Raw genomic sequence first — 21,564 nt, 5'->3', positions numbered from 1 at the left:
GGGGGCGCTACCGCCGACGGAGCACCGGGTTGCGCGCGGTCGGCGCAGCTGCCTAGCGTGGTTGCGTGGGGCGAGGGGAGGAGACCGGCGGGGCGGGTCGGTTGCGTGGGACATCCCACCGTGGGGCATCCCGCCGAACCCACTCCTGGCATGTGTCCGAGAGGGGATCTCTGCCATGGCAACGGTGCTTTTCATCGTCAGCGGAGCCACCTACTGGGTGTTGAAGGACGGCACGCGGCACGCGACCGGCTACTGGGCCGAGGAGTTCGCGAACCCGTACAAGATCCTCACGGACGCCGGTCACGAGGTCGTCGTCGCGACGCCCAACGGTGTGACACCGACCGTCGACATGATGAGCCTGCGCCCCGAGATGGTCGGCGGAAACGACAGCGCCCTGGAGCTGGAGGCCGTCATCCGTTCCGCCGAGGTGCTGCGTCGACCGCTACAGCTGTCGGACGTGCGTCTGGAGGACTACGACGCGGTCTACCTGCCGGGCGGTCACGGTCCGATGGCGGACCTGGCGTGGGACGCCGACGTGGGGCGGCTGCTGACCCGGCAACTGGCCTCGGGCAAGCCGCTGTTCATCGTCTGTCACGGTCCCGCCGCGATGCTGGCCACCAGGATCCACGGCGAGTCGCCGTTCAAGGGCTACCACATCACCTGCTTCACCGACGAGGAGGAGGACGGCGTCGGACTGGCCTCCAGGGCGCCGTGGCTGCTGGAGACCGACGTGAAGGCGAAGGTCGGGGTCGACTTCAGCCGCGGTCCGGTCTGGGAGCCCTACATGGTCGAGGACCGCAACCTGGTGACCGGACAGAACCCGGCCTCGGCCGCGGTCCTCGGGAACCGGATGCTGGAGATCCTCAAGTGACCAGTCCTGGAGCGATCCGGCCCAGGCACGCGCCCGCGTCGCAGGACATCGGACGCGTGGTGTTCCGAGCGAAGGAGCCATGACGGTGGAAGCGACGGTTGCCCGGGCCCTGCTGGATCGGCACTGGGCCGCATCGAACAGCGGCGACGCGGACGCGGAACACGACATCTACGCCGACGACGTCATCGTCGAGTACCCGCAGTCCGGCGAGGTCATCCGCGGCAGGAGCAACATCCAGGCACTGCGCACCCAACATCCCGCGGTCCGGACCTTCACCGTGCGCAGGATCCTCGGATCCGGCGACCTCTGGGTGACCGAATTCGTGCTCACCTATGACGGCAAACCCACGCAGACCGTGAGCATCATGGAGTTCTCGGCAGGCCGCGTGGTGCGGGAGACGCAGTACTTCGCCGACCCGTTCGACCCGCCGGCCTGGCGGTCGCAGTGGGTCGAACCTGGAGAGTGATCCGCCGCTGGTCCGCGGCCGCGACCTCGAACACACCCGAACTCGCCGAGCGCGCCGAGGCAGTAGCGGCGACACGGGCAGCCCCCATGGGGCACCGGTCAGCGGCGACGGCCACAGCCAGCGCCTCGTTGGGGCAGCCGGCGGCCAGCTGCTCCGTCGCCTCCCGCTACCGGGCGGCAACGGTCAGGCCCCAGCGGGTCCTCAGTCTGACTGCGTTTGGGATGTGAGGCGTGGGACGATCGGCCGGTGACTCGACTCGTAGACCCTGGCCGTTCCCTGGAGGAGCTTGAACGCGACCGTTGGCCCGCCACGCCGGCTTACACGAGCCATCTCGTCGCGACGGTGCATGCGCTTCGGCGTCGGCCAATCTGCGAGCTGACCGTCGAGGATATGCGTCTGCTGATTGGACAGGACGTGGGCCTTGCTCATCTCCTGCCGATGGCCGTGGAGGTACTGCGAGACAACCCAATGGCAGAGGGCGACATGTATGAGGGCGACCTGCTGTCCGCCGTACTCACCAGGAGTTCAGCGGTCTGGCGCGAGTGGCCCGAGCTTGGACGGAAGCTCGGCGTGATCGTCTCAGGGTTGGCCGATCTGCCGCCTTCCTTGATGGAGAAGGCCGCGAGGTTTCTGGCTCTGCTTCCCTGCTGACGTGGGTCGAGGCCAGGCTCCTCTCGTAGTCACGCGGCGACGATGAATCGCTACCTTCTTGCCCGTCAGCCATGGGAGAGCGGTCGTCCGACGCGCGCTGCGGGCAGGCAGCCTCACGCCCCGAAAGCCCGTGGAGGGCCGTCCTGGTGCGCGAGCTCCGCTACAGCTCCGAGCGCTTGCGTTCAGCCGCGCGGGAGGGGCGGCGCCCCCTCCGCCGGGTCGAAGTCCAGTCCGTCGACGAGGTCGCCGTACCGGGGGGGAGCCGGCCACCGGCGGCGTGCTGACGCCGAGGTACTCGTCCAGCTCGCCGCCGTAGTACGTGACGAAGTCACGGTAGTCGGCGGGAAGGCGTACGGCACGGCTCACCGGGGTGCGGCCGGGTGTCGGGGTCTGACGGCGCGCCCGGTGTGGAAAACCGGTGGCCGGGCTCGGGCCCGGGCGGTTGACTGGCACCGGACACGACACTGACCGACCAAGGGGGGTTCGTGGAGGATCCGCAGTTCACGATCGTGGTGAACGGTGGCTCGCCTGGCGGGGCGACGGCCCTGAAGGCGGTACGTGCGGTCACCGGCCTGAGTCTGTGGCACAGCAAGCGGCTCCTGGACAGCGCACCGGCCACCGTGCGGGAAGACGTTCCGTTCGAGATCGCCGCCACCGCGGCCCGCCAGCTGCGCCGGGCCGGCGTACCTGCCTCCGTCCGGTGTGACTGGTGCCGGCGCACCCTGCCCGACGACGGCACCCCCGTCGACCCCGGGCCCTGCACCTCCTGGGCCTGGCCCACCGCCCACTGCCAGGCCAACTCCCTCACCACCTGCGACTGCGGCTACTGCACCGCCTACGGCCCCCTGCCCGGACACACCGCCCACCACGGCACCTGAGCCCCCTGTCACCTGTACACAGGCCAGGCGCATCGGGGCGACGGTGGCCTACGGTCCTGGCTGTCGCAGCGCGACGAGACGGGGTGGGACGGGAGCCAGGCCGGGTTGCGAGGCCGCCGGGCTATCTACAGGCCGCCGCGTGCGCGCGATCTGAGTCAACTTCCTTGCCAGTTAGCACTGATGATGTATGGTCAGGTCAGTTTTGCAGGTCCCGGCGGTGACACTGCCGGCGGCGCCGGCCCCGGCGTATCACCCCGGGGAAGGACTCCGGGATCGACTTGCCGTCCGGCCGGTCCGTACCGTCGTCGACGGTGTGGGAACAGCGATCGGCGTTGGAAGGGGCATCATGAACGGCAGGATCGTGACTCTGCTCGGCGTACCCGTACTGCTCGCGGGGGTGGTGCTCGGTGCGGCCCCGGCGCACGCCGGCGCCGGGGTGCGGGTCGACGGCGCGACCGTTTCCGGTGGCGCCTCGGCGACGGTGAACGTCACCATCGCGTACTCCTGCGACGCCGGCGGTCTCGTCGCGTCCGCGACCGTGACCGCCGAGGACCGTGCGTCCGGCGCCCTTGGCTACGCCCGCTTCACCCCGAACTGCACGGGCGCGAATGTCCAAGTGACCGTCCCGGTCACGACTTTGAACCAGAGCCGCTACGTCGCGGGTGACACGGCGGCCGTCCGGGCCTCGCTGCTCGACGCGACCGACACCGAGGTGGTCGGGACCATCACCCGGCTCACCGTCGGCACCGCGTAGCCGGGCCGACGGCGGGCGGCGGGCGGCGGGCCGCACGGGCCGGGGAGCGCTCGTGCGGCCCGCCGCCGCGGTACGGGGTGCGCGGTACGGGGTGCGGGCTACTTCTTGGCCGGTGCCTTCGGGACGGCGTTGTACGGGTTGTGGTGGTGGTCGCCGATGTGCAGTTGCTCCTCCGGCGCGCCGGCGAGCTTGGGCAGGACGTGGGTGCCGGTCGGGTCGGTGATGACGATGGCGTCGCCGTCGCGGCGCACGTCGTGCGGGGAGCCCTTGGCGTAGGAGGCGAGCTCCGCGCCCGGGCCGGTGGGGGTCGAGTCGGCCACCGTACCGAACACGTTCGTGGGCAGCGTCAGTGCGGTCGCCGTCGCGCCGAGCGTGGTGTTCGCGGACTGCTCGCCACCGTACGCGGCCCCGAAGGTGGCACCGCCGGCGACGGTGGTGCCGGCGGGCACGGTGACCGGCACGGCGGTGCCGGAGGTCCCCTGGAGGGTGACCACGCCGCCCTGGACGTAGCCGGTGGCCGAGCCCGTGTTCTGGGCGTGCTGCCAGCCGGCCTGCTGCTGGAGGACCGTCCCGGAGTCGGTGAGGGTCTGGTTGACCACCGGGGTGTCCGCGGTGAACCAGGTGCGGTAGGTGGACAGGATGCCGGTGAGGGTCTGCAGGGCCAGCTTGTCGTCGGTCAGGTTGGACTGGTGCATGAAGAAGGGCCGCGGGTCGTTGGAGAGCACGTACCCGAGGGTGATCCTGACCTGCAGCGGCAGGACGTAGCTCGACCAGGCGGTGTTCGGGTCCAGCGGTGCGATGCAGGTCGTGGTGGCCGGGTTGGCCTCGCAGTTGCCGCTGCCACCGTTCGCCTTGGAGGTGTAGAGCCAGTTGTACTCGCTCACCTCGTCGGCCTGGGTGGAGACGTTGTAGAACACGTTGACCGGGTGGCGCGGGGTACCGAGCGCGGAGGCGATCTGACGCTGCCCGCTCTCGCGGGAGGCGTCGACGCCGAGCCACTGGATGTTGTCGGCGCTCAGCGCGGCCAGGAAGTTCGGGTTGTCGTCGGGCTGCTGCGGCAGCATCACGGTGCCGGAGTGCTCGCCCGCGACCAGTTCGTTCGGCCGGAACGGGAGGCCGTTGGCCTGGGCGAACTGGATGTTCTGGGTGATCTGGGAGCTGATGGTGGGCTGGTCGACGTATTCGATGGCGCCCGAGGCGTCGGTCTGGCACCGCCAGGGGATCACCGAGAAGTCCTGCACGCAGCCCAGGAACGGGTGGTCGTAGGTGTGGTTGACCCACCGGAAGCTGTTCTTGTTCGCCAGCAGCGCGTCGCTCAGCGGGTCGTCGCCGCCCTGCTCCTGCTGGTACTCGACACCCGGGCCGGCGTTGAACAGGAAGTCCAGGGTGTAGCCGTTCTGCTGCTGCCAGTTCACCGTGTCGGTGACGTCGGAGGCGGCCATCCGGATGGGCGTGGTGTCCGGCACGCCGGCGGCGCAGTCGCCTTCGCCCGGGGTGCACTTGCCGCTCTGGCTCCACCGGGAGTTGGCGTTGAACAGGTCGTCGATGTGTGCCGAGAAGTAGTTGCGCCAGTAGCCCAGGTGGACGCCCCGCGTCACCCAGTCGACGATTCCGTGTGCGAGCAGCCGGAACTGCTGCTGGTCGTAGTTGTAGGCAAAGGTGAGGACCAACTGCTGGCGGCCGCCGCTGGTGTAGACGCCAGCGAGCACGCCCTGCGTCGAGGTGCCGGGCACCGTCTCGGTGAGGAACGGTTCGAAGTGCGAGCCGGTGGTCGGGTTGTCGGGCACCGGCGTGGCCAGCGCGCCGTACGAGCCGCTGCCGCCCGCGGTGCCCTCGAACGGCACCGGGCCGTTGAGGTAGCGGAAGGCGTCGGTCCGGGCGGAGGAGGACGCGGTGGCGGTGGTCGCGTCGAGCGAACCGGTCCACGAGGGCGTGCTCAGACCGGTGTTGGCGCCCGGCCACACGTAGGAGTCGACCTGCCGGACGTGGTAGGCCTGCTCGTAGCCGGTGAGGGCGGAGAGTTCGGCGGCGGAGAGCTGGCTCGGCGCGTCGTTGGGCAGGACGACGCCCTCGAAGTGGCCGTGCGGTGTGCCGTCGGCCAGGGCGTCGGCGAGGAAGGACGCCGTGAGGGTGGCGCGGTTGCTGCTGGTGAGGTCGACCACGGTGGTCGGCACGCCCTCGGAGACCAGTTGCTTGTGGATGCCCTCGACCCACGGGTTGCCGTCGGTGACGACGAGGACGTTCAGGTCGACCCGGGAGGTCGCGGCCGCGGCCGGGACGACCGTACCGAGGGATATCACCGCGCCGGCCACCACCAGCGCGATCAGCGGCAGCGCGCGGAACGGCGTTCGGCCCGCGCGCGGGGCAGGACGGGGTTTCAGGAGTCTCATGGCGCCCACCCTGGCGCAGCGGGCCGTCGCTACGGCCGCGTTCCGCCAGACCTTGACCGATCGATGGTGGGGTTTTTGGAAACGGTTCTCGTTTCGGAAGCTTCCCCGTAACCGGCCTGCGCGCCTGCGGCCCTGCGGCCCGCTCAGAACCGGCCGCGCCGGGCGGGCCGCGGCACCGGGGGTTGTCTGCGGCGGTGCGTATCGTCCGGGGCAACAGGTGCCACAGGAGTGAGAAGGAAGGGGCGGGAATGGACGAGGTCAGGCCAGGGACGCGCGAGTACCTCGACGGACGGAGGCGACCTGACGGCAGGCCCCCGCCGCCGCTCTGCCGGCCGCGGGGGCCAACCCGTCGGCTGCTCGCCAGCCCGTCGGCTGCTCAGGCAGGGGCCGTATGCTCACCCGCCACCGCGGTCCTTGAGGAGCGGGCAGAACACGGCACGCAGAACCGCGGTGCTGCGGATTCAGGCAGCTGTCGGCGGGTCGAGGTCCTTTGTCATGAAGACCCTGCTGGTGCCCGGCGGGTCGCACGGGACTTCGCCCAGGCGTCGCCAGCCGTGCTTCGCGTAGAAGCCGGGAGCCTGGAAGCTGATCGTGTACAGGACCGCCGTGCGGCAGCCGCGTGCGCGGGCTTCGCTTTCGGCCCGGCGCAGGATCTCACTGCCCAGGCCACCGTGGCGCAACTCGGCCGGCAGGAAGAACAGGTCGAGGAAGAACAGCCCGAGTGAGGTGCGACCGGTCAGGCCACCGATCACCTGGGAGGTCACGCAGTCACGTACCAGGACGGCCAGTGGGCGGCGGTCGTCGACGGCTGTCGAGTCGGTGTTGAACCGGTCCAGGGCGTCGGAGATGAGCGATACGTCGGCGGGCTTCGGGGCGTCGGTGACCGTGAGGCCGATGCCGGGCCAGGGGTTCGATGGCGTGTTGTCGGTGGCAGGCATGGGGCTCCCAGGGCGGTTGGCGGAAGGTGTGCGGGCGCAGGGCGCGGTGGCCTCGGCCGGTACGGGACGTTAGGGCGCGGACGCTTCGGCCGAGCCCGAAGCGAGATCGACGACAATCGGGGACATGGACCACCAGCGCGAGGGCCGGGACGTCGGCGTGGACCTGGCCGCCGTGGCCAGGCTGCTGGCCGACGGCACCAGGGCGGACTTCTGCCTGGCCCTGCTGGACGGCCGGGCCTGGACGGCCATGGAACTGGCCCGCCATGCCGGTGTCGCGGCCTCGTCCGCGACCGAGCACCTGAACGTGCTCGTACGTGGCGGACTCCTCGCCGAGGAACGCCACGGACGCCACCGTTACCTGCGGATGGCCGATCCGCGCGTGATGGCCCTGATCGAGAGCCTCGCCGCACTCGCCCCGCGCCACACCCCCAGGCCGCGTTCGCTGTCGGGCTCAGGGCGGCAGCGGGCCCTGGCCCGCGCGCGGCTCTGCTACGACCACCTGGCCGGAGAACTGGGCCTGGCCGTCACCGACTCGATGGCCGGCCTCGGCCTGTTGGCGTGGGGAGCCGATCCGTCGCTCACCGCCGAAGGGGCGGCCTGGCTCCACGACCTGGGCATCGCACTGCCCGACGCCTCCCGCAGACCGCTGGTACGCGCCTGCCTGGACTGGACCGAACGGCGCCCGCACCTGGGCGGGGCCGTCGGCGCCGCCATCTGCGGGCACGCCCTGGCCGCCGGGTGGCTGACCCGGATCGGAACCACCCGTGCCCTCGCCCTCACGGATCTGGGCAGGCACGAACTGCGCGACCACCTCGGACAGCCTGCGACCACCAAGCTGCCGCCCTGGGACCAAGAGGCGGATTGACGGCCATGGGATGAACGGTCCCGGTGCTGGTGGGGCCGTGGCGGTGGAAGGGCCGCACGGGTTGGGTGAGTTGCGAGGCCTGGTCCCCGACCGCTCCGCACGACGCCCGGCCCGCCGCCGCCGGACAAACACCGGACTCGTCCTCGCCCGCGTCGCCGTTTGCTGCTCACCCACCGGTCGAACTGCCCGCCGACCTTCCACCCAGGGGCGACCGACAGCTCGTACTGGTAGCAGGCCCGGAACTCCTCGGCGTACCGGTACCTCGGATCGGTGCCGGTGAACTCCCGCTCGCACCAGTCCCCGATCCGGTCCGCGAGGTCGGCCCCCAGCTCCAGCGGCGCCGGGTACTCCGTCACCACCTCCGGGTGCAGCACGCACGGCTCGGGCACGTAGTCGCCGTCATTCTCCACGTCAGCCGGTAGCGGCGGATCGGTCAGCAGCGCGTCGACCTGCGCGGAGGAGCCCCACACCACCCTGGCCGCGGGCAACCGCGACGGATCGTGGTTCAGCGGACACCACAGCACCTGCAGCAGGTCCGCGCCCTCAGGGCACGGCAGCAAGGGGATGTAGCGCGCGTAGAGCTGGGCCACCGGCAGCAGGGGCGGCATCGGCGGGCCGAGGACGGTGATCACCGCGTTGGGCCGCGGTCGCCGGCGCCGGTCGCCGCGCCGGCCATTGACATGTTGTTGACTCGTTGTTGACATGCTGCCTCCAAGCTGACGGGACAGCAGACAGCACACCCCACAGCGAAGGAAGGACAACCATGCGCATGCGCGGTCTCCTCGCAGCAGTCGTGGCATCGGTGGCGGCCCTCGGCATGGCCGTGCCGGCCTCGTCCGCCGCACCGGCCACGGACGCCAAGCCGATCGAGCGGGTCAGCGGCAAGAGCCACGTCTTGATCAACCCGGCGAATGCCGGCAGTACGAGCTGGGCGCCCGAGAAGGAGAGCTCCCTCGACGGCCAGCCGCTGACGATCCACGCGACCGAACCGACCGTCAGCCCGAACGGAGGCGCCAAGGCCAACGCCGACGCGATGGCCGGCGCCAAGGCCAGCGTCTGGGGCACCACCGGGCGGCTGCTCACCGGGGACGGCGTGTGCACCGCCAACGTCGTCTCCAGCGCCAACCGCGATGTCATCGCCACCGCCCGGCACTGCGTGGAGGGCGGGCACGACTTCAAGTTCGCTCCCGGCTACGACGCGGGGAACGCCCCCTACGGCTGGTGGACCTGGCGGGCGGCCGGCTGGGTCGACGCCCCCGCTCCGCAGGGCGACATCGCCTTCCTCGTGCTGAACACGCTGAACGGCCGACACATCGCGGATGTCGTCGGGGCCACCGGCATCGGGTTCAACCGGGACATCAACAACTACGCGCACATCATCGGCATCCCCGGAGTGGTCCCCGCCGAGCGGGAGCACATGCTCTGGTGCGGCGGCCAGCCGGTGGCCGGCCCCGAGCAGCCTCCCACCGCGCGGATCGACAACTGCATCGGACTGGGCGGAGGTGCCAGCGGCGGGCCGTTCTTCGTGAACTACGACCAGAACGACGGCTCGGCCGTTCAGACCGGCGACTTCGTCACGGGCAACAGCTGGCAGGGCAAGTGGTGGGCGGTGAGCGCCTACTACCGTGACGACGCCTACAACGTCTTCAACGGGGCGCAGAACGCCTGATCGCGCGCGCGGTACCGGTCCCCTGTCCCCGGTACTCCAGCCGGACCTCGATGCCGAGCCTGCTGGAGTGCCGGGACAGGGGGCCGGTGCTGCTCCGCGCCAGTTCGCGGACGGCGCACCCGTCGCGACGGCCACTACCGACACGCGCGCGCCGGGCCCCCGCCCGTCTGGACGCGCGCGAAGCGCCCCTCTCCGCCACGAGAGAACGACAGGTGCGCCGACTCCTGACGGCGTCCGGCCGAGAACCCACGGGTCCCTCCCGCGCGCAGGTGGGCGGGGGCTCCCCGGCGGTTGCGTCGCAGACTCAATCGGACGGCGTGGCCGGGGAGCGCATGCCGAGCCACTGCTCGGCGCCCCAGGCCTCGAACCGCTCCACCTCGGTGAACCCCAGCTTCGCCGCCAGACGCATCGAGCCCACGTTGGCGCTCTGGGTGGTGAGCACCACCGGCTCGCCGGGAAGCGCGCCGGCGAGCCAGCCGAGTGCCGCCGCGCACGCCTCGGCGGCGTACCCGAATCCCCACGCCCGCGGCAGGAACAGGTAGCCGAGATCGATCTTCCCCGCGGCAGCCGGACGGCGGTGCCCCGTCGCCCTCCTGAGCAGGATCTGGCCGATCATCGACCCGTCGAGCTCGACGACGAAACTCCCGGGCCACCGCTCGGGCGCCCCGGGCATCTCGCGCTCAAGCTCGTCACGCGGCCGGGGGCCACCGAGGTAGGCGTGCACCTCCGGCGAGGCGAGCAGCTCGATGAACGCCGCACGGTCCCGGATCTCGGACGCACGGAGCACGAGCCTCCCGGTCCTGACCGGCTCAGGCGGCCACACCACAGCTCCCAGATCTTCCATTCGCGCACGCTAACAGGTAGTCAACCCGACCGACCGGCACCCCGGGACACAGCGCCCCAGGGCGGCGGGCACCGCCGGGACGGCTGGCGGCAGGCCGGCGGCGGGCCGGGGTCGTTCGCCCGTCCGGCTTCCCGCACGAGGTGGTGTTCCGCCGCCACCCGTCCTGCCAGCAGCTCAGCATCGTGCGCGAGGAGGACTTCGCCTGCGTCCTCTGCGCCGAGGCCCCGCCGCAGAGGTGGAACGTCGACCGGCCCGGACGCTGGACGAAGCGCTGCGTGAACGCGGTGCGGGAAGACGCCGACCGGGAAGACACCGTGCGGGAAGGGGACGCGAGGGCCGGGGGTGGCGAGGTACCGTCAGTCATTCTCCTGGTCGGGCTCGCGCTCGGTGAGCCCCTTGCGGCAGTGGCCGTGGCCGGGGTGCTTGTGGCAGTAGGAGTCCTTCTCCTCCCCCACGGTGATGGTGGCCTTGGCGGGTTCGCTGACGATCGGGTTCCCGTGCGGGGCGGTGGCCGCCGCGAACGCCACGTTGGTGAGGTCGCAGCCCTTCTCGGCGCCGCCGCGGTGGTGGGCCGCCTTACAGGCTTCGATGTCGGCCAGGGTGATCGTGTAGGTGCCGTGGCAGGTGGTGCTGGCCCCGGGCGTCAACGTGGTCGCCTCGCAGCTGACGCTGGCGATGCGGTCGTCGTTGACCAGCACGCCGTGCAGGTCGGTGCTGCCGGTATTGGTGACCGTGTAGGAGTACTCCACCGTGTCGCCGACGGCGTAGGGGCCGTGCGAGAGCACCCGCTTCTTCAGGGCGAGGTGCGGCGCCCCGATCGGCAGCGTCAGTTGGGTTTGCGGGGACGTGACCGGCTGGCCGTTCGCCGTACCGGTGGCGGTGGCGGTGTTGGTGACGGAGCCGGCCGCAGCGTCGTTCTCGGTGATCGTGTACGTGCCGTGGCAGGTGGTTCGGTCGCCCGGGCTCTCCGCCGGGGCGAGCGCGGTCGAGGCGCAGGTGATGTCGGCGACGTGGTCGTCGGTCACGTGGACGCCGGTCAGCTCGGTGCCCCCGGTGTTCTGGACGGTGTAGCGGAAGGTGACCGTCTGCCCGACCGTGTAGGGGCCGGGCGTCTGCACCTGCTTCTCGATGGCGAGGCCGGGCGGCCGTTCGATCGGCACGCTCTGCGAGGACGGCGGCGAGGAGACCGGTCGGCCGCCCGAAGCGCCGGTCGCGGTGGCCGTGTTGTCGATGGAACCGTGGGTCACGTCGGCGGTGGTGACGGTGTAGGTGGCAGTGCAGGTGACCGTATGACCGCTCGCGAGCGTCGTCGTGGGACACGAGACCGGGCCGACCTTCGGGTCGTTGACGGCGAGGCCGGTGATGTCCGTGGCACCGGAGTTGGTGACCACGAAGTCGTACGGCACCCGCGTCCCGGCCACCAGGTCACCGGGCAGCGGCTGCCGGACCTGCTTGACGAGGTTCAACTGCGGCAGCGGCTGGTTGCTGCTCACCACCACGTTGCGGATGAGGTGCACGTCGGTGAACAGGCCGGTGGAGGCTGCGAACCCGAACTTGTAGGTGGCGGGCGCCGGTTGCGGGGCGGGTGTGCTGAGCACCTGGTGGGAGCCGGTGCCGTCGTTGAAGTCGACCGACACGGTGAGCACCGGGTCGGGCGTCGGGGTGAGCTCGACATGGACCCGGCGGCGCGAGGGTTCGAGCGCGGTCTCGGCCTGGACGGGGGTGGCACCCGGGGGCAACGCGGTGAGCGGCCCTTGCAGGGTGCCCGGGAGCGTCGACGGCCAGGGTGCGGTGGTGCTGAAGTTGCTGGTGGTGGCAGTCAGGAAGCAGTAGCCCTCGATCCCGTCGCCCGGGCCGCGCACCGTGACCATGTTGGCCCCGGGGCCTGGGACGCGGAACGCCGTCCCGGCGGGCGAGCGGGTGGGACAGCCGTTGCCGCGGTGCTCCCAGTCGCCGAAGTAGTTCCCGAGGACATCGAGCCCCACGCCCAGGTAGCCGCGGTCCACACCGGGCAGGAAGGTGGCGGTGGGATCGTCGTCGGGAAGCTTCTGCGCGTACCCGAGGCTGCCGCCGAAGGCGCCGGGGTGGGTCAGCGCGCCGTCGCCGTTCACCAGGAAGAACGAGATGCCGTCAGCGGGGTTGGCCGGGGTCGTGCTCCCGTACTGCCACTGGTCGAAGGTGACATCGAGGCCCTGGTTGGCGGGCAGCGCGTTGTTGTAGAGGACCGCGCCGGCCTGGTCGTTGGACGCGTCCGTCAGCCGCAGATAGCCGTGCGGCGCTCCGCCGGGGGGCGGCACCGGGCCCACGCCGCCCGGGCAGCCGCCGAGCGGATGGTCCCCGGGGCCGGGCGCGGCGGCAGCCGGCGCGCCGGTGAGACAGGCCGACCCCACGCCGGTGAACTCCGGGGCGGCGGCCTGGGTGAACGTCTCGCTGACCAGGGGCGAGCCTCCGGCCCGAGGCTGCGCCTGGGTCCCGATGTCCAGGCACAGGGGCATTCCGGCGCCCACGATCAGGGCCAGGGCCCCTGCGGCGAGCCGGGCCGTCCGGACGCGCCGCGGGCGCTGTCCGGGAGGGACTGAGTGCTGTTCATGTGTCATGTCCCCACATATAGCAGTCACTCTGAGTATTCATCACAAAGACAAGCTGTTACGAAATTACCCTTCGGTGACTTCGCTGCCTACTGCGGGGGGATCCGGGCCCGCTATCGCACGACGAGAATCTCCGGCATCGGCAGGCACCACTCGCCCAGCATCCCGATGAGGATCCGGCGGGCCAGTTCCCGGGCTTCGATCCACCCTGGATCGACCGTCAGAGCCTCCCTGTCCCACCGGTCCGAGTTCTCCCGGCCGCTCATCCCGGCGAAGATCGCATCGATCGCTCGAAGGTCACGTAGCGCCTCGCGGCTGAGATCCCCGTCCTCGACCAGGCCCTCGGCCATGCGGAAGGCGTGGTCGAAGTCCAGGGCGACCTCATCCGTCGAGACACCCTGCTCGTCCACCCAGGTCAGCTGAGCCGAGGGATCGGCCGCCAGCACGGCCAGCGCCTCGACAAACAGGCGTTCACGGAAAGGAGCATCAGGGACTCTCACCTGGGAATCGTTGCACGGCTCAGCGGGGTAGGTTCCGAGGCCTGGACATGGAGGACCAGGACATGGTCATGCTCGACGCTGACACCGCCGGCTACGCTTCCCGCACCCCCAAGGGCCCTCGCCGAACCGCCCCGAGGCGGCCTGATGAGATTGGTGGGGGCGTTCGAGAGAACTCTTCCGGCGATCAACGACGAGTACGTGGACGATCGCGGGGTCACCGGGCGAGTTCGGGTACCAGTTCGGCGGCTGCTTCGATGCGGTCGAGGACGTTCCGGGCGGAGTCCGACAGCGGGTAGCGGCCGGCGTCGGCGCGGGTGGCGCGCGATCGGTCGGCGTCCGCGCGGGAGAGCGACGACAGCCCTCTGGCCAGCAGGTTCAGGGGGTGGTCGAGGTCGAGGACCACGGTGGAGTAGAAGCCGTCGGCGCTGTCGCGGGTCGGCGGGAACAGGCCGCCCTCGTAGACGGCGAGCCTGCCGTACGGTGCTGACTCGAAGTGCCCGATGCCGGTGTCGAGGGAGCCCAGGAAGGGCGGCGAGGTCCGGCTGTCCAGGGACGTCTGGTCGTAGAAGAAGTTCTCGTTGCCGCCGTCCCCGACCAGGAGGTCCCAGGCGGGCACGGGGCTGAGCCTGTGCAGGGCCCTGGGTGGTGGGAACGAGGCGGGGTGCAGCGGGCGCAGGCGGTCGCCGACCACCTGCCACCGCTGCAGGCCACGGTCCAGGCCGGCCGTGACCAGGGAGTCGGCGGTGAACGCGATGGCGCTGATCGGTCCGTGGCCGAGGTGGTCGTCCGCGGCGAACTCGTGCATCGGTTCGAGCCTGCTGTCGGTGATCAGGATCCGGAACCCGTCGGCGAACGCGATCCGGGTGCCGGAGGGGTCGACGGCGAACAGGTCGGCGCGGTTGAAGCCGAACTCCGCCAGGTCGAGCTGCAGCTCCTGGCCGCCGGAGAACCCGAGCGCCGCCCTGACCAGCCTCAGGCCCGTCACGAAACCGTCGGCCGTCGCCTCCACCCGTGCTCCGAGCAGCGCCGTGCCGCCGGCCAGGACCGTCTCCCCGCCGGGTGTGTACTCGACGAGTTCCGCGTTCCGGAGGTGGCCGTCGCCGGCGAAGTCGCGCAGGGCGACCACGGTACCCGCGTCCACGCAGCACAGCGACACGTGGTTCGTCGGGCCTTCGTAGAACTCGTTCAGGACGCCGGTGCGGTCCACCGTCACGATCCGGCACCGGTGGAGGTCCTCGCCGATCAGGTTGATCGCGGCCAGCGGCAGCTGATGGCAGAAGCCGACCGGGCCGGCGGCGTTGAGGGCGGACGGCAGCACCCGCGACGCCGACGCGTGGACCGACTCGCCGACCCGTGCCACCTCACGACGGTCGGTCTCGGCCAGCAGCTGGGCCAGCTGGCGCTCCGCCATTCCCTGGGGCTGCCACCGCGATGGCTTCAGGTGGGCGGCTGCCGCCGCGGCCTGCGGGAAGGGGAGGGACAGCACCAGCTTCCACAGACCGCCCCAGGCCCCCTGCCGGGCCAGTGACCTGGCCAGCTCCTGCGTACTCCCGCTTCCCTCGTCTCCCCTGCCGCCGCCCCGCCCGCCGAAGAGCCTCGACATCGCCCAACCCCCTGTCGACTGCGCCGAATTGGCCTTCTGGAATTCTCCCTCAGTGATCATGAAACCGGTACTGGGCCGGAGGCATGCGCGGTGAGGACAACGATTCCGTGTACAGCGTCGACGGAGGCGGGAGTGCGGGCGGCGGGGGGCCGCGGGGGGCGGGCGGCGGGGGGCCGCCGGGGGCGGGCAGAGGCCGGGGAGGGGCGGCTGCCCGGCCGCGTAGATCAGCCGGCCGACTCCTGCTCGGCCTCCACCTGGGCGTTCCACTCGCGCTTGGCCGCCCGCCAGGCCTCGTCACTCTGACCGGACCGCCAGTAGCCCGAGACCGACAGCCGCTCGCGCGGGATGCCTCGCTCCACGCGCAGCAGGCGCCGCAGTTCCTTCACGAAGCCCGCCTCACCGTGCACGAACGCGGATGCCGTGCCGGCGGGGAATTCCAGCGCGCCCACCGCCTCGACCAGCGCCTCGCCCACCGGGCGGGCGCCGCGGTGCAGCCAGCTGATCTCGGCCCCGGAGGGCGAGACGATCTTCTGCTCCTCCGCGGCGTCCGCGACCTCGACGAAGGCGTGCACCACGGCATCGGCCGGCATCCGCTCCAGCGCCGCGGCGATCGCGGGCAGCGCGCTCTCGTCGCCCACCAGCAGGTGCCAGTCGGCGCTCGCGTCGGGGGCGTAGCCGCCGCCGGGGCCCAGGAAGCGCACCGTCTCGCCGGGCTGTGCGCGGGCCGCCCACGGCCCGGCCAGGCCCTCGTCACCGTGCACCACGAAGTCGATGGTCAGCTCGCGCAGGGCCGGGTCCCAGGCCCGCACGGTGTACGTCCGGGTGATCGGCCGCTGCTCGGGCGGGAACTCCTCGCGGATCCGCGCCATGTCGAAGGGCTCCGGGTAGCTCACGCCCTCGGGTGCGAAGAGCACCTTGACGTAGTGGTCGGTGAACTCGGTGGCGTCGAAGTCCTCCAACCCCGCACCGCCGAGGACCAGGCGCACCATGTGCGGTGTGATCCGCTCGGTGCGCAGCACCTGTGCTTCACGGGCCTGCGGTGTCCGGCGGGTCGGTTGGTCTGCCATGGTGCCCCCCTGGGCTGTGTGGTCGCGCTTCTTGGTTAGGCTTGCCTAAGTTAGCACCCTTGAGGCGGTGCTCGACCCAGGGACGGCAGCCGATCCCCATTCCGCCCACGACCGGGAACGTGACGCCCCGGCAGCCCTGCTGCGGCTCGCGGACGCGACAAGGTCGCACGGAGCCCCCGCGACCGGTTCGGCGCAGCCAGACCGCGCCGCGCGCCGCCCGGGAGCCGACGACCGAGGTCGCCGCCTGCAGAGCGGCCGCGCCGCACTCCCCGGACCGATCCGGCACCGCAACCCGCTCGGGAGGATAGGGAGCGGGCGGCCGGTCAGGACGCCGGTACGATTTCGGCCGCCCTGCCGGAGGCACTCGTGGTTCAGGTGGCGGGCGACCGGGTGGGGTCGGGCCTCAGGCGCGCCGCACCACGAAGGTGACCTCCGCGTTGTTCCCCCCGCCGCCGATCACCTGGCAGGTGAGACCCGCACCGACAGTGCACTCGTTGACGTTCGACCCGGCGTAGGGGTTGCTCCAGTGGATCAACCCGCTCCAGGTGTCCACGCCGAAGCCGATCTGCCCCTCGGTGCCCGTCAGGAACCCGCACGACTCGGTCTTCCAGCTGGGGGCCACGTTCGGCAGGATGTAGCTCGGGGGCAGAGGACTGCCGGCGCTCCAGCACCCGTGGGCCAGGGTGGCCGAGCCGAGGTAGAGCATGCTGCCGGTCTGGTTCGACAGGGTGACCTGGGTGCTGCGCACCGCGTAGGCGGCGGACGCCACTGGGGCGGCCGACCGCGTCGTTCCGGCGGAGGGGCCGGCGGCCTGCGCCGCGGGAGCCAGGGCCAAGCCGGCGCTCAGCGCCAGGACGGCGGTCAGTACGGAGGACTGGACAACACGCTTGGAGGTCATGGCAGCCAACTCTCTATCGGAGGATGGTCAGGTACATGCCTCAACGGGATGGCGGACCTCGTTGGTTCACCAACCGCCACGACGTGCGGGAATGAGGGCTTGTGTGAGGTTGCGACCAGTCCTGTGGTTCCACCCTCCTCCGAGGGCGGAACAGCGAGACCGGTCTGGAGTTCTGCGACTCCAGCGGCATCACCGCTCTGCTGGCCGTCCGCAACGTGGCCGCCGAACAGGGCGCCGACATGGCCTTGGCCGCGGTCCCGGCCAACACCATCAGGATTCTGCACATCGTCGGACTGGACCGGGTCTTCGCCCTCCACCCCGACGTCTCGGCGGCCACCGCCACCAGCCCCACGGCACTCTGATCACAAGGAGCGTGCCAACGGTGCCGGGCCGCGCGAAGCGGACATCGGCCTCCTGCCCACCGTTCAAGTGTCGGAGCGGCTGAGGTCCCCGGTGCCACCTGTGGTCGGGGTGGAGGTCTGCTGGTGGCCGCCGGGACGCGGTGCCCGCCGGGTGTCGAGGATGCTGTCGCGGGCGGCTGCGGCGACCGCCTGGGGGGTGATGCCGAACTCGGTGTACAGGCGCTGGTAGTCGGCGGACGCGCCGTAGTGCTCCAGGCTGACGATCCGTCCGGCGTCGCCCACCATCTCCCGCCAGCCCTGTCCGACGGCGGCCTCGACGCTCACCCGGGCCCGTACGTCCAGGGGCAGAACATGGTCCTGGTAGTCCTGGGGCTGGGCGGCGAACCACTCCCGGCAGGGCATCGACACCACCCGCACCGCGAGTCCCCCGGCCGCCAGCAGGGTGCGGGCCTCCAGGGCGAGGTGCACCTCGGAGCCCGTCGCGATGAGGATGACGTCCGGCGTCGCGCCGCCCGGAGCCTCGGCCAGGACGTACCCGCCCCGAGCCGCTTCCCGTGCGGGGGCGAACTCGCCGCTGTCGCGGTCGAGGACAGGCAGGTTCTGGCGACTGAGGACCAGTCCGGCCGGGCGGTCGCGGTGTTCGAGGATGGTGCGCCAGCACGCGGTGGTTTCGTTGGCGTCGGCTGGGCGCACGACGTCCAGACCGGGGATGGCACGCAGTGCGGCCAGGTGTTCGACGGGCTGGTGGGTGGGGCCGTCCTCGCCCAGGCCGATGGAGTCGTGGGTCCAGACGTACGTGACCGGAAGTCGCATCAGGGCGGCCAGCCGGACGGCGGGGCGCATGTAGTCGGAGAAGGTCAGGAACGTGCCGCCGTAGGGGCGGGTCAGGCCCTGCAGGGCGATGCCGTTGAGGATCGCGCCCATGGCGTGTTCACGGATGCCGAAGTGCAGGGTGCGCCCGTAGGGGCCGCCCTTCCAGTTCTTTGTCTGGCGGTCGGTGGGGACGAAGGACGGCTGGCCGACCATGGTGGTGATGTTGCTGCCGGCCAGGTCGGCGGAGCCGCCCCACAGCTCGGGCAGGACCGGGGCCAGTGCGGTGAGGACCTCGCCCGAGGCGGCGCGGGTGGCCATGCCCTTGGCGTCGGGGGGAAAGGTCGGCAGGACGTCCGCCCAACCGTCGGGCAGCCGCTGCTCCCGCAGTCGGTCCAGCAGGACGGCGCGCTCGGGGTTCGCCGTGCGCCAGGCCGCGAACCTCTCGTCCCACTCGGCGTGCACCTGTCGGCCGCGGTCGGCGGCCTCGCGTGTGCGGCCCAGGACGTCCTCCTCGACGATGAAGTGCTCTTCGGGGTCGAAGCCCAGCAGCCGCTTGGTGGCGGCGACCTCGTCCTCGCCCAGCGCGGATCCGTGGGCCTTGCCGCTGTCCTGCTTGGTCGGGGCGGGCCAGCCGATCACGGTGCGCAGCATGATCAGCGAAGGGCGGCCGGTCTCCTGCCGGGCGGCGCGGGTGGCCGCCAGGAGCACGTCGACGTCCTCGACGTAGCGGCCGGTGCGCGTCCAGTCCACGGTCTGCACGTGCCAGCCGTAGGCGGCGTAGCGGGCCGGGACGTCCTCGCTGAAGGAGATGTCGGTGTCGTCCTCGATGGAGATGTGGTTGGAGTCGTAGAAGACGATGAGGTCGCCGAGTTCCTGGTGCCCTGCCAGGGAGGCGGCCTCGCCGGTGACGCCCTCCATCATGTCTCCGTCGGAGGCGATCACGTAGACGTGATGGTCGAAGGGGCTGGTGCCCGCTTCGGCGTCCGGGTCGAGGAGACCACGTTCGCGGCGGGCGGCCATCGCCATGCCCACCGCGCTGGCCAGGCCCTGGCCCAGCGGGCCGGTGGTGATCTCCACGCCGGGGGTGTGCCGGTGTTCGGGGTGCCCGGGGGTGGCGGAGCCCCAGGTCCGGTAAGCCTGCAGGTCCGAGAGTTCCAGGCCGTAGCCGGCCAGGTAGAGCTGGATGTAGAGGGTCAGGCTGGAGTGGCCGCAGGAGAGCACGAAGCGGTCCCGTCCCAGCCACCGGTCGTCGCCGGGGTCGTGGCGCATGACGTTCTGGAACAGCAGGTACGCCAGTGGGGCCAGGCTCATCGCGGTGCCCGGATGGCCGTTGCCGACCTTCTGCACCGCGTCGGCGGCCAGCAGCCGCACGGTGTCCACCGCCCGCGCGTCGACCTCGTCCCACCCTGTCCGCCCTGCCACCGGATCCGCGAGGGATTCGTCGCGCCGCGCGGTAGCGTCGTTCTGGTCGTTCGCCATGCCGTTGCTCCTTCGTCTCGGCTTGTCGTCCATCGTTCCTCCGGCACTGGGCGGGCACGACCGCCGGGCCGTCGCCCGCGTGATTGCTGGTGATGTACGAACTATCCCCAGGGGTGGCGCTCTGTCCGGCACGACACACCCTTTCGGTGAGCCGCTCCGCCTCGTCGCTTGCCCCCGAAGTGGGGGAACACACCCCTGACCACCCGTCGCAGGTCCGCGGGAGGGCGTGCGCGGGCCCCCCTTCGACGGCCCGGTGCCTCCGCCGCCGAGCAGGGTCGGTGACGGCGTGCTCGATCCGCTCGACGCCGACGACCAGCCGCGTCTCCGCCCGCCGGCCGAGTGGCGGCGCCCTACTTCCCCGTCACGTGCCCGGACGAGGTCCTGGACCACCACCTGCGGCACTACGCCGTCGAGTTCAGGAACTGGATCGTCGCCGCCCGCACCTGAGACCCCCGACCGGGCCCCGTGGCCGATCCCTCCCGCAACCCCAGGAACGGTCCAGACGACCATCCCACGGGCTGGCCAGCACCGACCTGACCACGCCTGATACCTTGCCATCGCCGTGGTGTACGGGAAACCGGTCTGAGTCCGGTGCGGCCCTCGCCACTGTTGCCGCGGAGTTCCGCGGCCCTCGCTGACCGGCTTTTCCAGCGGTCAGGGCCACTGGGCGGGTTGGAAGAGCCGTCCGGGAAGGTCGGCCGCGGCGCGTTGATGCGGAAGCCAGGAGACCGGCCACGGCGCTACATGTTCCACGAGGGTTTTGGAGAACACGTGCCCAGCGGTCTGCCGTATCCGTTCCGTTCCATATGTTCCGTACGTCCCACAGGTCCGATACGTGTCGGCCGGGCGGTCGCGGCCTTCCTGTTCATCGGCATGCTCGGAGCTTGCACGGGCGCCCCCGCGCCCACCACGTCCGGCGGGACGACCGGAACTGCCGCGCCGGTCAGCGTCGACAATTGCGGGTCCACCGTGACGGTCGGCGCGCCGCCCGACCGGCTGGTGACGCTCAACGAGGGTGCCACCGAGGTGGCCCTGGCCCTCGGCCTGCAGTCCCGCATGGCCGGTACCGCCTACCTCGACGATTCCATCCCGGAGAAGTGGAAGGCGGCCTACGACTCCGTCCCGGTGCTCTCCAAGGACTACCCGACGAAGGAGAAGCTCCTCGCGGCCCGTCCCGACTTCCTGTACGCCTCCTACTCCAGCGCGTTCACCGACAAGGTCGCGGGCACCCGGGGGGAACTGCGCGGCCAGGGCATCCTGTCGTACCTGTCCCCGTTCGGCTGCTCGGACAAGAGCCAGGTGCCGCCGACGACCTGGCAGGCGGTGTGGGGCGAACTGAACGACGTCGCCAAGGTCTTCGGTGTCACGGAGCGGGCCGCCGCGATCCAGCAGCAACAGGAGCAGCAGCTGGCCGAGTTCACGGCGACGGCCGCGGGCAAGGGCTTGAAGGTCCTGTGGTACGACTCGGACACCAAGGCGCCGTTCGTCGGGGCCGGCCACGGCGGACCTCAACTCGTTCTCAATGCCGTGGGCGCCCGCAACGTCTTCGGGGACCTGTCCGGTGGCTGGCAGAACGTGAGCTGGGAGAAGGTCGTCGCGGCGGACCCGGACGCCATCGTGGTCGCGGACGCCGGCTGGGACACGGCCCAGTCCAAGATCGACTACTTGGAGAACGACCCGGTGCTGAGCAAGCTCACCGCCGTGCAGCGCAAGGCTTTCGTGGTGGTGCCGTTCTCGGAGTCGACTCCCGGCGTGCTGCTCGCCGACGGTGCCGCCCGGGTGTCCGCGGGACTGGGCCGACTGCACCCGGGTTCATGACCGCGCCCCACCCCGCCGTCGCGCGGCCCCCTGGCGTCGAAGCAGGCCCTGACCGGGGCCGATGGTGGGTGTGGGTGGAGGACGGCCCGGACGCGTTGGGGGGCGTCCCG

At 71.3% G+C, this 21,564-nt stretch carries 17 protein-coding genes, 1 pseudogene and 1 riboswitch; of the genes and pseudogenes, 9 read left to right on the top strand and 9 right to left on the bottom strand.

The features are described 5' to 3' along the window. The first annotated feature begins 175 nt into the window (after window positions 1–175). From AB0O82_RS31030 to AB0O82_RS31010, 5 genes are all read left to right on the top strand, one after another. On the top strand, window positions 176–871 hold the full coding sequence (locus AB0O82_RS31030; RefSeq protein ID WP_363587228.1) for a type 1 glutamine amidotransferase domain-containing protein: 696 nt from the start codon (window positions 176–178) through the stop codon (window positions 869–871). 79 nt (window positions 872–950) lie between these two features. Next, on the top strand, window positions 951–1,337 hold the full coding sequence (locus AB0O82_RS31025; protein ID WP_363587227.1) for a nuclear transport factor 2 family protein: 387 nt from the start codon (window positions 951–953) through the stop codon (window positions 1,335–1,337). A gap of 246 nt (window positions 1,338–1,583) precedes the next feature. Next, window positions 1,584–1,988 carry a contact-dependent growth inhibition system immunity protein gene (locus AB0O82_RS31020; RefSeq protein ID WP_363587226.1) on the top strand — a complete coding sequence of 135 codons (405 nt, stop codon included), beginning with the start codon at window positions 1,584–1,586 and terminating at the stop codon, window positions 1,986–1,988. A 485-nt stretch (window positions 1,989–2,473) separates the two neighbouring features. After that, a complete protein-coding gene (locus AB0O82_RS31015) occupies window positions 2,474–2,866 on the top strand; it encodes a ribosomal protein L7/L12 (RefSeq protein WP_363587225.1) in 393 nt (130 codons plus the stop codon). Window positions 2,867–3,212: 346 nt separating this feature from the next. Then, the gene (locus AB0O82_RS31010) at window positions 3,213–3,620 is read left to right on the top strand and encodes a hypothetical protein (RefSeq protein WP_363587224.1); all 408 of its coding nucleotides are present in this window, start codon (window positions 3,213–3,215) and stop codon (window positions 3,618–3,620) included. A 98-nt stretch (window positions 3,621–3,718) separates the two neighbouring features. On the opposite strand, the gene AB0O82_RS31005 is transcribed toward AB0O82_RS31010, so the two are convergent. Together AB0O82_RS31005 and AB0O82_RS31000 are read right to left on the bottom strand one after the other, a co-directional pair. After that, window positions 3,719–6,010, bottom strand: coding sequence for a hypothetical protein (locus AB0O82_RS31005; protein ID WP_363587223.1), 2,292 nt, complete (start codon window positions 6,008–6,010; stop codon window positions 3,719–3,721). Window positions 6,011–6,471: 461 nt separating this feature from the next. After that, window positions 6,472–6,948 (bottom strand): GNAT family N-acetyltransferase, encoded by a 477-nt coding sequence (locus AB0O82_RS31000; protein ID WP_363587222.1) that lies wholly within the window; start codon window positions 6,946–6,948, stop codon window positions 6,472–6,474. Window positions 6,949–7,072: 124 nt separating this feature from the next. Here AB0O82_RS31000 and AB0O82_RS30995 point away from each other — a divergent pair, with 124 nt between their 5' ends. Continuing rightward, window positions 7,073–7,813, top strand: a complete 741-nt coding sequence (locus tag AB0O82_RS30995) for a winged helix-turn-helix domain-containing protein (protein WP_363587221.1) — start codon at window positions 7,073–7,075, stop codon at window positions 7,811–7,813. A gap of 763 nt (window positions 7,814–8,576) precedes the next feature. Next, a complete protein-coding gene (locus tag AB0O82_RS30990) occupies window positions 8,577–9,482 on the top strand; it encodes a peptidase (RefSeq protein WP_363587220.1) in 906 nt (301 codons plus the stop codon). Window positions 9,483–9,786: 304 nt separating this feature from the next. On the opposite strand, the gene AB0O82_RS30985 is transcribed toward AB0O82_RS30990, so the two are convergent. From AB0O82_RS30985 to AB0O82_RS30960, 6 genes are all read right to left on the bottom strand, one after another. Continuing rightward, complete coding sequence (locus AB0O82_RS30985; RefSeq protein WP_363587219.1) at window positions 9,787–10,326, bottom strand: GNAT family N-acetyltransferase; 540 nt, start codon at window positions 10,324–10,326, stop codon at window positions 9,787–9,789. A 356-nt stretch (window positions 10,327–10,682) separates the two neighbouring features. Further along, entirely contained in the window at window positions 10,683–12,821 is a 2,139-nt protein-coding gene (locus AB0O82_RS30980) for a hypothetical protein (RefSeq protein WP_363587218.1), read from the bottom strand. Window positions 12,822–13,027: 206 nt separating this feature from the next. Continuing rightward, window positions 13,028–13,414: a hypothetical protein gene (locus AB0O82_RS30975; RefSeq protein WP_363587217.1), complete on the bottom strand. Its 387-nt coding sequence runs from the start codon at window positions 13,412–13,414 to the stop codon at window positions 13,028–13,030. Between the two features lie 214 nt (window positions 13,415–13,628). Next, window positions 13,629–15,017, bottom strand: a complete 1,389-nt coding sequence (locus tag AB0O82_RS30970) for a hypothetical protein (RefSeq protein ID WP_363587216.1) — start codon at window positions 15,015–15,017, stop codon at window positions 13,629–13,631. 224 nt (window positions 15,018–15,241) lie between these two features. Beyond that, window positions 15,242–16,084, bottom strand: coding sequence for a siderophore-interacting protein (locus AB0O82_RS30965; protein ID WP_363587215.1), 843 nt, complete (start codon window positions 16,082–16,084; stop codon window positions 15,242–15,244). 403 nt (window positions 16,085–16,487) lie between these two features. After that, window positions 16,488–16,982, bottom strand: coding sequence for a hypothetical protein (locus tag AB0O82_RS30960; protein ID WP_363587214.1), 495 nt, complete (start codon window positions 16,980–16,982; stop codon window positions 16,488–16,490). Between the two features lie 164 nt (window positions 16,983–17,146). Here AB0O82_RS30960 and AB0O82_RS30955 point away from each other — a divergent pair. Continuing rightward, window positions 17,147–17,344, top strand: a pseudogene (locus tag AB0O82_RS30955) (STAS domain-containing protein); the annotation flags it as partial. Between the two features lie 63 nt (window positions 17,345–17,407). Here AB0O82_RS30955 and tkt read toward each other — a convergent pair. After that, the gene (gene tkt / locus AB0O82_RS30950; protein WP_363587213.1) at window positions 17,408–19,636 is read right to left on the bottom strand and encodes a transketolase; all 2,229 of its coding nucleotides are present in this window, start codon (window positions 19,634–19,636) and stop codon (window positions 17,408–17,410) included. A 546-nt stretch (window positions 19,637–20,182) separates the two neighbouring features. Continuing rightward, window positions 20,183–20,388, top strand: a riboswitch (cobalamin riboswitch). A gap of 217 nt (window positions 20,389–20,605) precedes the next feature. Here tkt and AB0O82_RS30945 point away from each other — a divergent pair. Further along, window positions 20,606–21,454 (top strand): ABC transporter substrate-binding protein, encoded by an 849-nt coding sequence (locus AB0O82_RS30945; protein WP_363587212.1) that lies wholly within the window; start codon window positions 20,606–20,608, stop codon window positions 21,452–21,454. Window positions 21,455–21,564: the final 110 nt, after the last annotated feature.

Source organism: Kitasatospora sp. NPDC088264 (genome assembly GCF_040685715.1).
Taxonomy (GTDB): Bacteria; Actinomycetota; Actinomycetes; order Streptomycetales; family Streptomycetaceae; genus Kitasatospora.
The sequence above is the reverse complement of the archived record's forward strand: the minus strand, read 5'-3'. Positions and strand labels throughout refer to the sequence as shown.

Coding starts and splice junctions, on each gene's coding strand:
- AB0O82_RS30990 (WP_363587220.1), top strand. CDS start 8,577: ATGCGCATGCGCGGTCTCCTCGCAGCAGTCGTGGCATCGGTGGCGGCC.
- AB0O82_RS31030 (WP_363587228.1), top strand. CDS start 176: ATGGCAACGGTGCTTTTCATCGTCAGCGGAGCCACCTACTGGGTGTTG.
- AB0O82_RS31000 (WP_363587222.1), bottom strand. CDS start 6,948: ATGCCTGCCACCGACAACACGCCATCGAACCCCTGGCCCGGCATCGGC.
- AB0O82_RS30985 (WP_363587219.1), bottom strand. CDS start 10,326: ATGGAAGATCTGGGAGCTGTGGTGTGGCCGCCTGAGCCGGTCAGGACC.
- AB0O82_RS30960 (WP_363587214.1), bottom strand. CDS start 16,982: ATGACCTCCAAGCGTGTTGTCCAGTCCTCCGTACTGACCGCCGTCCTG.
- AB0O82_RS31025 (WP_363587227.1), top strand. CDS start 951: ATGACGGTGGAAGCGACGGTTGCCCGGGCCCTGCTGGATCGGCACTGG.
- tkt (WP_363587213.1), bottom strand. CDS start 19,636: ATGGCGAACGACCAGAACGACGCTACCGCGCGGCGCGACGAATCCCTC.
- AB0O82_RS30980 (WP_363587218.1), bottom strand. CDS start 12,821: ATGCCCCTGTGCCTGGACATCGGGACCCAGGCGCAGCCTCGGGCCGGA.
- AB0O82_RS31010 (WP_363587224.1), top strand. CDS start 3,213: ATGAACGGCAGGATCGTGACTCTGCTCGGCGTACCCGTACTGCTCGCG.
- AB0O82_RS30965 (WP_363587215.1), bottom strand. CDS start 16,084: ATGGCAGACCAACCGACCCGCCGGACACCGCAGGCCCGTGAAGCACAG.
- AB0O82_RS30970 (WP_363587216.1), bottom strand. CDS start 15,017: ATGTCGAGGCTCTTCGGCGGGCGGGGCGGCGGCAGGGGAGACGAGGGA.
- AB0O82_RS31005 (WP_363587223.1), bottom strand. CDS start 6,010: ATGAGACTCCTGAAACCCCGTCCTGCCCCGCGCGCGGGCCGAACGCCG.
- AB0O82_RS30995 (WP_363587221.1), top strand. CDS start 7,073: ATGGACCACCAGCGCGAGGGCCGGGACGTCGGCGTGGACCTGGCCGCC.